This window comes from Aggregatilinea sp. (assembly GCF_036822615.1).
Taxonomy (GTDB): Bacteria; Chloroflexota; Anaerolineae; order Aggregatilineales; family Aggregatilineaceae; genus Aggregatilinea.
On sequence record NZ_DAISHJ010000158.1, the window covers coordinates 1 to 9,614 of the forward strand.

Here is a 9,614-nt window from a genome sequence, read left to right on the forward strand (position 1 = left end):
TGGCGGGCGCGCTGGCAGCGTGCGGCTGCACCATCGTCAGCGGGCTGGCCGCCGGGATCGACACCGCGGCGCACCAGGGGGCGCTGCGCGCAGGCACGCGCACGCTAGCCGTGCTGGGCAGCGGCGTGCAGTCGGTTTACCCGCCCGGCAACCGGACGCTCGCCCGGCATATTATCGAGCATGGCGCGGTGATCGCGGAGGTTCAGCCCGACGCCGGGCCGAACGCGCCCGCGCTGGTCGCGCGCAACCGCCTGATCAGCGGGCTGAGCCGGGCGATCGTCGTCGTGGAAGCAGGCGAAACGAGCGGCAGCCTGCACGCAGCCCGGTTCGCGCAGGCGCAAGGGCGCGCTGTGTACGCGGTCGAGAGCGCCGCCGCCGGGTCGCGCCATCTCATCAACAGCAACGCCGCGCAGCCGCTGCCGAGCACGATCGACGCCTGGCACACCCTGGCCGAAACCCTGACCGCCGGATAGCGCCCGGCGCGCTGGCTGGTGCTTTGCAAGTGGAGTACTATTAGGTGTTTGAAGACAGCGTCATGCTATTCCAGACGCAAAAACGTGTAGGAATAAGCTCATTTCACACTGCTTGACTGCCAGACATAGATCTGTTTTAATGAGGCTACACAATAAGGGTTTGATTTTGGTTAGCGGGGTTTGGGGAATACCCTCCCAGGGAAAAAGGTAGACTTGCCATGACGCCAGACAATCACCGCGCGCCCAGCCGGTTAGCGCCTATTCGGCCTGGATCTGGCTACCCGAAGCCTTCTCCACTCGACTCAACCACCACGGGAACCCGTCCGAGTCCGTCGAGCGAGTACGATCTGGACAGCTACGAGATCGTCGAGAGCATGATCGAGGACGAGCAGCCCTCGCCGAGTGAGGTCATTTACGAGACGCAGCCTCGCACGCGGTCCAACGGGAACCACGCGACTCAACCCGCATCTGAAACACGGCCCACCACCTACCCCGAAGAAGAAGCGGCCTCGCGTGGGGCGGTGCTGCCCAGCGATGCGCTGGAGATGCAGCCTCAAAGCGCGCCTATCCTGCCGCCCGGGTTCCTGTCGAAAAAAGAACGTTACCAGATGCTGATGCAGACCGTGCAGTATTACGAGGGCCAGTGGAAGCTGGCCAGCATCCGTATGCTGCGCGGCGATCGCATGGCGGCCTATTTGACGCCGCGCAAACGCCGCCTGGACCTGAAGACGGCGATCAATCGCCAGCAGGTGATGGTCATCTCGCTGGACCAGAACGGCAACGCGGACATCAAAGAGCCGCCGCGCCGCAGCGTGGTCCAGCGCTTCATCGACTGGCTGCGCGGCGGGTAGCCGCCCCTCCCCTGATCACTAGCCCTGGTTCGCCGGGGCTTTTTTGCGCCCATCGCAGAGTGCCCCTCGTCAATATATTGACAACGACTATACCGAACGGTATACTGTTTTACATCAGGAAAGGGCAACCCAGCGTGGACAATCGATCGGAACTGTTGGCGGTGGCGCTGACGCTGTTCAGCAGCGAAGGTTACGATGCAGTCGGCGTGCAGCGCATCGCGGAGGAGGCAGGCGTCACCAAGCCGACGCTGTACCACTACTTCGGCAGCAAGCGCGGCCTGTTCGAGGCGTTGGTGCACGAAAAAGGCGAGGGGCTGCTGGCCGACATCAGGCAGGCCGCCATCTACCACCACGACATCACCGGATCGATAAATACGGTGGTGTATGCGTACTTCGACTACGCGCGCCGCCAACCGGAATTTTACCGGATGCTGCTGGCGATGTGGTTCGCGCCGCCCTCGGCGGAATATTCCCCGGCGGTGCGGTCGCTGCTGGCGCAGTTGCAGGCGCTGCTGGAAGAGATGTTCCGGCGCGCGGCGGAGGATCATGGCAATATGCGCGACAGGCACATGCTGTACGCGACGAGCCTGAAGGGGCAGATCGACACGTACATCGGGCTGGGGCTGCAAGGCTACGTCGATCTGCGGTCGAAGGATCTGGTGTATCGCATGATTCACCAGTTCATGCACGGGATATTTTCGTAGAAGCGGTTAGCCGTTAGCGATTGGCGGTTAGCCAGGACAAAGGCAGTTGTCCCCGTTTTCCGCTCTGTGGCCCTGTGGGTCCGCAGAATTAACAGAGTCCGTCGCGCTCTTTTTTTGCCCGTTTTCTATACCGAACGGTATACAGGAGATGGCACAGCATGACGCAGGCAATGACACACACGACGGCACAGATTATGACGCCCGACTGGATCGACAGCGCCCTGTTCTATCACATCTACCCACTGGGGCTGCTGGACGCGCCCGCGCACAACGACTTCAGCGCCGCGCCGGTCCCGCGCCTCGAAGGGCTGGCACCGTGGATCGATCACATCCTGGGGCTGAACCTGAACGCCGTCTACCTGGGGCCGGTATTTGAATCGACCGCGCACGGGTACGACACCGCCGATTACTTCCAGGTGGACCGGCGGCTGGGCACGTGGGACACGCTGCGCGGCGTGATCGGGGCCATGAAGGCGCGCGGGCTGCGTGTGATCCTGGACGGCGTATTTAACCACGTCGGGCGCGGCTTCTGGGCATTCCGCGACGTGCAGGCCCACGGCCAGAACTCGGTTTACGCGGGGTGGTTCCATGCCCTCGACTTTGGGCGCACCAGTCCATACGGCGATCCGTTCGGCTACGAGGGCTGGGCGGGACACATGGATCTGGTCAAGCTCAACACGTCGCATCCCGGCCTGCGGCAGCACCTGTTCGACGCGGTGAGCAAGTGGATTGCGGACTTCGACATCGACGGGCTGAGGCTGGACGCCGCCGACGTGCTCGATCACGACTTTCTACGCGCACTGGCGGCGCACTGCCGGGCGATCAAGCCGGAGTTCTGGCTGATGGGCGAAGTGGTGCATGGCGATTACCGGACCTGGGCGAACCCCACCATGCTGAACGCGACGACCAATTACGAGCTGTACAAGGGGCTGTATTCGAGCCACGCGGATCGCAATTACTTCGAGGTGGCGTACTCGCTCAACCGCGAGTTCGGCGCGGAAGGGCTGTACCGCGACCTGCGGCTGTATACCTTCGCGGACAACCACGACGTGAACCGCGTCGCGTCGAACCTAAGCAACCCGGCGCACCTTTACCCACTGTACCTGCTGCTGTTCACCGTGCCGGGCGTGCCGTCCGTGTATTACGGCAGCGAGTGGGGACTGGACGGCGCACGCACCCGGTCGAGCGATGCCGCGCTGCGCCCCGCGCTGACGCTCGACGCGGCGCGTTCCGCGCCCCACCCCGCGCTGGCGGATGCGATCCGGCGCTTCGCCGCGCTGCGCCGCGATCTACCCGCGCTGCGCCACGGCGACTACCGGCAGGTGCACGTCGATCACGAGCAGTTCGCGTTCGAGCGGTACACGGCAGATCAAAGCGTGATCGTCGCGGTAAACGCGGTGGATCGCCCCGTGACGCTGACGCTCGGCAGGCTGCCGGGGACTGTGCTGCACGACGCGCTGAACGGCGGCCCGGCGATCCCGGTGCATCACGGACAGGCGACGGTGATCCTGCCGCCGACGTGGGGCGCAGTATGGGTAGCGGAATGAAAAACAGCCGTTAGCAGTTAGCGGTTAGTGATTAGCAAGCAAAAAGCGGGGCGGATAAACAACCCGCCCCGTCACCCCTCCGCGTCAATTGCGCTCGTCGTAGACGGTCCGCGCGGCGGCGATCTCCCCGATGTGCCGCTCGGCCCAGTCGCGGATCGCGGCGAGCGGCGCGCCGAGCGTTTCGCCCAGCGGCGTCAGCTCATATTCCACGTGCGGCGGGACCTCCGGGTAAATCGTGCGGCTGATCACACCATCACGCTCCAAACGGCGCAGCGTTTGCGCCAGCATCTTCTGCGAAATGCCGTGGATCTCGCGCTGAAGCTCGGAAAAGCGCTTGGGGCCATCGTCCAGCAAGCCGATGATCAGCGCGGTCCACTTGTCACCGATCAGACTGAGCACCTGCCGCGTGGGACAGGTCGCTGCATACACGTTGGGAGGGAAGACGTTAGTTTCCACGAGGTAACTCCATTACTCGAAAGTGCCTACTTTCCATTTTACAGCAACTAACTTATAGTAACTATAGATCTTTTGCACGAACAATTCTGGAGGATACCAATGTCAGCGACTCATCAACCGGTTCTGCTCGTCACCGGCGCATCCGGCCACATGGGACGCCGCGTGATCGAGCTGCTGCTCGACGCGCAGGCGGGCCCCATCATCGCCACTACCCGCACACCGGCCAGCCTTTCCGACTTCAGCGCGCGCGGCGTCACCGTGCGCCGCGCCGACTTCGACGATCCGGCCACGCTGCCCGACGCATTCGCGGGCGCGGATCGGCTGCTGTTGATCAGCACGGACGCCGTAGGAATGTCCGATCGCCGCATCCGGCAGCATCTCGCCGCCGTACAGGCCGCGCAGGACGCAGGCGTGAGCCACGTCGTCTACACCTCACTGCCCAATCCGGGGCCAGAATCCCCGATTTCCCTCGCGCCCGACCATCAGGCGACCGAAGATGCGCTGGCCGCCAGCACCATGGGCTGGACGGCGCTGCGCAATAACGTGTACACCGAAATGCTGCCCGGCGCGCTGGCGCAGGCGATCCAGATGGGCAGCCTGTACCGCGCATCGGGGGACGGCAAAGTGGGCTATGTCACGCGCGAGGACTGCGCGCGCGCCGCCGCCGCAGCTCTGGTCGCGCCGTTCACCGGGCGGCGCACACTCGACATCACGGGGCCAGACGCGCTCTCAGGCGCGGATCTGGCGGCGCTCGCCTCATCGATCAGCGGCAAGCCGGTCACCTACGTCCCGCTGCCGCCGGACGTGCTGCGCGAGAATCTGCGCAAAGCGGGCCTGCCGGGGCCGGTGATCGACGTGATCGTTTCGTTTGACGAAGCCGCCGCGCAGGGTCTGCTCGACGTGGTGACGTCCGCTGTGGAGGATCTGACCGGGCACGCGCCCATGCCGGTCGCGGAGTTTCTCGCGCAGAACAAAGAGGTGCTGCTGGGGACGCCGCAGCGATAACGCCTGTCGCGCAGCGTCTATCCGTTCCAGACAGTCGGTAGGGTTCGATCCCACCCATGTAAAAGGCGAGGGAAAAGCAGATCCCTCGCCTGAACTGTCTATTGTGGCAGCGCGGCGATCTCTGCCAGCGCAGGGGCCGGGGACGGCTCACGATCGATCTCGGCCCGCCACACCTTCCACAGCAGCAGACCCCAGATGAGCAGCACCAGCGCCGTATTGTAATAGGTCAGCAGCTCGCGATGATCGGGGCTGTGCATCACGATCGGCAGGTTGACCAGCACGAGCAGGAGCGCGCCCAACCGCCGCTGCTGCTGGAACAACGGGATCAGCGCCACGGCCAGCAGCGTCAGCACGCTGTTGCCGACCGAGTACGGCGCGATCAGCAGCGAGGCAGCGACCAGCATCCCCGCTTTGTAACGGGACAGGGTGCGCTGGCTGAACCAGACGATCGCCGCCGTCACCGCCAGCACTGCCCCCCACAGCACCCAGTTGATCGCGCCCGGCACACCGAGGCGCTCCAACGAGGCCATCAGGCTCATATCCACGATCGAGTGCCGTTCGGGGATGCCGAATACCGCGTCGATCCAGGCGGATCCGCGCCACAGGAAGCCCAGCGCCACGGGGATCAGCACGTAAATGCCGGTCCTCAGCAGCAGGCGCGGTGAAAACGTCAGCAGCATATACAGGCCCAGGCAGGTCAGGAACAACACCGCAACCTGGGGCTTGGACGTGGCGAACAAGATCCCGAACGCCAGCGGCAGCGGATCTTTTTTGGAGTAACCGTAGAGCGACAGCAGGATGCCGCCGATGACCACCGCCTCGACGTTGCCGTCCGCATACTGGCGCAGCGCCGGGAACGACGCGACCGTCAGCAGGATGCTGGCCCAATACAGCTTCTTTTTGCGCACCACCGGCACGCTGGCGATCAGCACGGCCAGCGTGAGGTACATCATCAGGCCCCACGAGGCCTTCATCGGCATCTGGCCGAGGATTAGCAGCGGGAAGATGCTCCACGGCGCGTTGCGGAACTTAAAATCCTCGTAATTCAGCGGGCCGCGCAGACCGTGCCAGATATCGTACCAGTCGATCGCAAGCGACGTACCTTCGATCTTGATCCGGCTGGTGAAGACGGCGAACATCACGCCCACCAGCAGAAACAGGATCCCGCTGATAACCCATTCGGTGTACTTCGACTTCATCTGGCGCGACATTGATCCGGTCCTGAAGCATGCGGCTAAACCGTGCTCATTGTAGTGCAAAGCAGTCCGAGGGCAACTGGGCGCGGCGCACGGGGCAGCAAAAAAGGCGGCCTCGTCAGCCGCCTTTCGTTTCGCAGTTCAACCGTACGCCGCGATTTACAGGTCGTAGATCGGGGTGTACTTGTTCTTCAGGTAGCGCACGAACGAGCGCGTCTGGATCTTTTCGCCCGTCACGCGCCGGGTCAGATCCTGCGGCCAATACTTGCGCCCGTACTGGTGGATGTTTTCGTGCAGCCACGCCAGCAGCGGCTCGAAGTTGCCCTGCTCGATCTGTTCGGGGATGGCGGGCACGTCCTTGAGCGCCTGATCCCAGTACTGGACCGAGAGGAAGTTGCCCAGCGAGTAGGTCGGGAAGTAACCGACCAGGCCGGACGACCAGTGCACGTCCTGCAGGATGCCCTGGGTATCCGTGGGCGGCACAATGCCCATGTACTGCTCCATCTTGGCGTTCCAGGCCGCGGGAGCGTCCTTGACGGCCAGCTTGCCTTCGAGCAGATCGTTTTCCATCTCGAAGCGCAGCATGATGTGCAGGTTGTAGGTCACTTCGTCCGCCTCGACGCGGATCAGCGAGCGGGACACGGCATTGATCATGCGGTAGAACTCGTCCACCGACACGCCACCGAACTGCTCCGGGAAGGTCGCTTGCAGCGTCGGATAATAGTGTGTCCAGAAGCCGCGGCTGCGCCCGACGATGTTTTCCCACAAGCGTGACTGGCTCTCGTGCACGCCCAGCGAAACGCCGCCCGTCAGCGCCGTGCCTTCGTACTTCTGCGCGACGCCCTGCTCGTACATGGCGTGGCCGGTCTCATGGATCGAGCCGAACAGCGCCGTGGGCAGATAGTCGGGATAATAGCGCGTGGTGATGCGCACGTCGTTGATCGAAAAGCCGGTCGTAAACGGATGCACGGCCTTGTCCTGGCGACCGCGCGACATGTCGTAGCCGAGTTCCTTGATCACCGCGAGGCCGAATTCCGCCTGCTTGTCCACATCATAGTGCTTGTGTAGCAGGGACGAATCGACGCGATCCATGCGCTCGAAGATCGCCGCGACGAACGGCACGAGGTCTTCGCGCAGGCCCGCGAACAATGTCTCGACATCATTGGTCTTCATGCCCGGCTCGTATTCATCGAGCAGCGCATCGTAGGGGCGTTCGTCGTAGCCGAGGGCCTCGGCTTTCTGGCGCATCAGGTCGTAGATCCGTGCGAGCGTGGGGGCAAAACTGGCGAAGTCGTTTTCCGCGCGGGCCTTGGCCCACACTTCGTGCGCCAGCGTTGTCTCGCGCGCGATGTCGGTCACCAGCGTCGTCGGCAGCTTGGTCTGGATGTCGAAGTCGTGGCGAACGACGCGCACCAGCGCCGCGTCGTCACTGTCGGGATCGGCATCCTTCACGGCGGCTTCCGCGTCTTCGATCAACTGGCCCGTTTCGTCCGCGACAAACAGCTCGTGCGCCAGCTTGCTCAGCGTCGCCAACTGCTCGGCGCGCGCATTCGCCCCGCCGGACGGCATATACGTTTGCTGATCCCAGCCCAGCAGTGCACCCGCAAAATTGAGGTTGATCACATCCGCAATGCGGGCATTCAACGCTTTCACTTCTTCCATAAGGTATCTCTCTTTCAGCCCAGGAGCGGTCTTGTCCTGCTTGATATACGCAGGCAGTGACAGATTGTGGCCTGCCGAAGTCCCCTAAGACTACCGGACGAGCGCACGAACGGCAATAGCCCCGTGCATTGTGGGTGGTGTCCGCTCTGAGGACGCCGCACACCCTTACATGAATTTATACACTTTTCACATTGTTTATAGAGTATTGCTGTATGATGCTCCATAGTACTTACATAGAGATGCATATCCTCCCCGACCGGTTACAGACTCCCACACCCGCTACATAATCGCCTGGAGGCACCAATGACCGCACCGCTCGTCAGCACGCAATGGGTTGCCGATCACCTGAATCAACCGGGGATCCGTCTCGTCGAGGTCGACGTCGTCCCGTTCAAGTATCAGAGCGCGGGCCACCTGCGCGGCGCGGTATCGTTCGACTGGACGAGCCAGCTTCAAGACCCAACCCGGCGTGACATCATCTCACCCAGCGGCTTTGAGCGGCTGCTTTCCGACGCGGGCATCACCAACGACGATCACGTGATCATTTACGGCGATCAAAACAACTGGTTCGCCGCCTACGGCTTCTGGCTGTTCAGCCTGTATGGACACACGAACCTGAGCCTGATGGACGGCGGACGCCTGTTATGGATCGAAGAAAAGCGCGAAATTATTCATGACATACCGCAGTTCCCCAGAAGTGATTACCGGGTCCACACGATCAACCCCGAAATCCGCGCCGACCGGCAGTTCATCCTCGACCGCCTCGAACAAAGCGACACGCTGCTGCTCGACGTACGGTCGGAGAATGAGTTCGCGGGCGAGTGGGTCGCGCCGATCGGGGACCGGCTGACGGCGCATCGCGGCGGGCATATTCCCGGCGCGCACAACCTGCCCTGGTCGCGGCTGATGAACGAGGACGGGACGTTCCTCGGGGCGGATGCCATGCGCCGGATCCTCGCGGCGGAAGGCATCGACCTCGGCGCGGACGAGATCGTCACGTACTGCTTCATCGGCGAGCGGGCGGCGCATACGTGGTTCGCGCTGAAGTACATCCTCGGCTGCCAGAACGTGCGCAATTACGACGGCTCGTGGACCGAGTGGGGCAACGGGATCGGGCTGCCCATCACGCAGGGCGTGGCCTGAGCATACGCACCAATACGCATCAAAAAGCCGGGCGCAGGAAAATTCCCGCGCCCGGCTCGGCATTTTACTTCAAGCGGCCCGAAGGCGGCTTACATCATGCCCATGCCGCCCATACCGTCCATACCGCCGCCCGCCGGCATCGGCGGTTCCTTCTGCGGAATGTCGGTGATCAGGGCTTCGGTGGTCAGGATCATCCCGGCGATGCTGGCCGCGTTTTCGAGCGCGCCGCGCGTCACCTTGGCCGGGTCGATGATGCCAGCCTTGATCATGTCCACGAATTCGCCGCTCATGACGTCGAAGCCGATGTTGGTATCTTTTTCCGCCGCCTGCTTGTCGCGGATCTGCTGCTGGATGACGCCGCCGTCCAGGCCCGCGTTCGCCACGATGCGGCGCATGGGCATCTGGAGCGCGCTGCGCACGATGTGGATACCGGTCTGCTGATCGGGATCGGCCAGCTTCACGTCGTCGAGGGCGCTGATCGCGTTGACCAGAGCGACGCCGCCGCCGGGCACGATACCTTCTTCAACCGCCGCACGGGTCGCGCTCAGGGCGTCTTCCACACGGTGCTTCTTTTCCT

The 9,614-nt window shown here is 63.2% G+C and carries 10 protein-coding genes; 6 read left to right on the top strand and 4 right to left on the bottom strand.

The window, feature by feature from the left end:
* From V7116_RS23925 to V7116_RS23940, 4 genes are all read left to right on the top strand, one after another.
* Nucleotides 1–473, top strand: a 473-nt coding sequence (locus V7116_RS23925) for a DNA-processing protein DprA (protein ID WP_324394513.1), incomplete at its 5' end; no start/stop codon positions are given.
* A 218-nt stretch (nt 474–691) separates the two neighbouring features.
* Nucleotides 692–1,324, top strand: a complete 633-nt coding sequence (locus tag V7116_RS23930) for a hypothetical protein (protein ID WP_324394514.1) — start codon at nt 692–694, stop codon at nt 1,322–1,324.
* Nucleotides 1,325–1,458: 134 nt separating this feature from the next.
* A complete protein-coding gene (locus tag V7116_RS23935; protein WP_324394515.1) occupies nt 1,459–2,028 on the top strand; it encodes a TetR/AcrR family transcriptional regulator in 570 nt (189 codons plus the stop codon).
* A 158-nt stretch (nt 2,029–2,186) separates the two neighbouring features.
* A complete protein-coding gene (locus V7116_RS23940) occupies nt 2,187–3,575 on the top strand; it encodes an alpha-amylase family glycosyl hydrolase (RefSeq protein ID WP_324394516.1) in 1,389 nt (462 codons plus the stop codon).
* An 84-nt stretch (nt 3,576–3,659) separates the two neighbouring features.
* Here the strand turns inward: V7116_RS23940 and V7116_RS23945 are convergent, their stop codons facing one another.
* Nucleotides 3,660–4,031 carry a winged helix-turn-helix transcriptional regulator gene (locus tag V7116_RS23945; protein WP_324394517.1) on the bottom strand — a complete coding sequence of 124 codons (372 nt, stop codon included), beginning with the start codon at nt 4,029–4,031 and terminating at the stop codon, nt 3,660–3,662.
* Nucleotides 4,032–4,130: 99 nt separating this feature from the next.
* On the opposite strand from V7116_RS23945, the gene V7116_RS23950 reads away from it, so the two are divergent.
* Nucleotides 4,131–5,036 carry an SDR family oxidoreductase gene (locus V7116_RS23950; RefSeq protein WP_324394518.1) on the top strand — a complete coding sequence of 302 codons (906 nt, stop codon included), beginning with the start codon at nt 4,131–4,133 and terminating at the stop codon, nt 5,034–5,036.
* A 98-nt stretch (nt 5,037–5,134) separates the two neighbouring features.
* Here V7116_RS23950 and V7116_RS23955 read toward each other — a convergent pair whose 3' ends face one another.
* Complete coding sequence (locus V7116_RS23955) at nt 5,135–6,247, bottom strand: glycosyltransferase 87 family protein (protein WP_324394519.1); 1,113 nt, start codon at nt 6,245–6,247, stop codon at nt 5,135–5,137.
* 144 nt (nt 6,248–6,391) lie between these two features.
* Nucleotides 6,392–7,894 carry a carboxypeptidase M32 gene (locus tag V7116_RS23960; RefSeq protein ID WP_324394520.1) on the bottom strand — a complete coding sequence of 501 codons (1,503 nt, stop codon included), beginning with the start codon at nt 7,892–7,894 and terminating at the stop codon, nt 6,392–6,394.
* Between the two features lie 303 nt (nt 7,895–8,197).
* Here V7116_RS23960 and V7116_RS23965 point away from each other — a divergent pair, with 303 nt between their 5' ends.
* Complete coding sequence (locus V7116_RS23965; protein ID WP_324394521.1) at nt 8,198–9,037, top strand: sulfurtransferase; 840 nt, start codon at nt 8,198–8,200, stop codon at nt 9,035–9,037.
* An 89-nt stretch (nt 9,038–9,126) separates the two neighbouring features.
* Here the strand turns inward: V7116_RS23965 and V7116_RS23970 are convergent.
* On the bottom strand, nt 9,127–9,614 hold a 488-nt coding region (locus tag V7116_RS23970; RefSeq protein WP_324394522.1), incomplete at its 5' end, for a TCP-1/cpn60 chaperonin family protein.

Coding starts and splice junctions, on each gene's coding strand:
- V7116_RS23950 (WP_324394518.1), top strand. CDS start 4,131: ATGTCAGCGACTCATCAACCGGTTCTGCTCGTCACCGGCGCATCCGGC.
- V7116_RS23930 (WP_324394514.1), top strand. CDS start 692: ATGACGCCAGACAATCACCGCGCGCCCAGCCGGTTAGCGCCTATTCGG.
- V7116_RS23965 (WP_324394521.1), top strand. CDS start 8,198: ATGACCGCACCGCTCGTCAGCACGCAATGGGTTGCCGATCACCTGAAT.
- V7116_RS23960 (WP_324394520.1), bottom strand. CDS start 7,894: ATGGAAGAAGTGAAAGCGTTGAATGCCCGCATTGCGGATGTGATCAAC.
- V7116_RS23955 (WP_324394519.1), bottom strand. CDS start 6,247: ATGTCGCGCCAGATGAAGTCGAAGTACACCGAATGGGTTATCAGCGGG.
- V7116_RS23940 (WP_324394516.1), top strand. CDS start 2,187: ATGACGCAGGCAATGACACACACGACGGCACAGATTATGACGCCCGAC.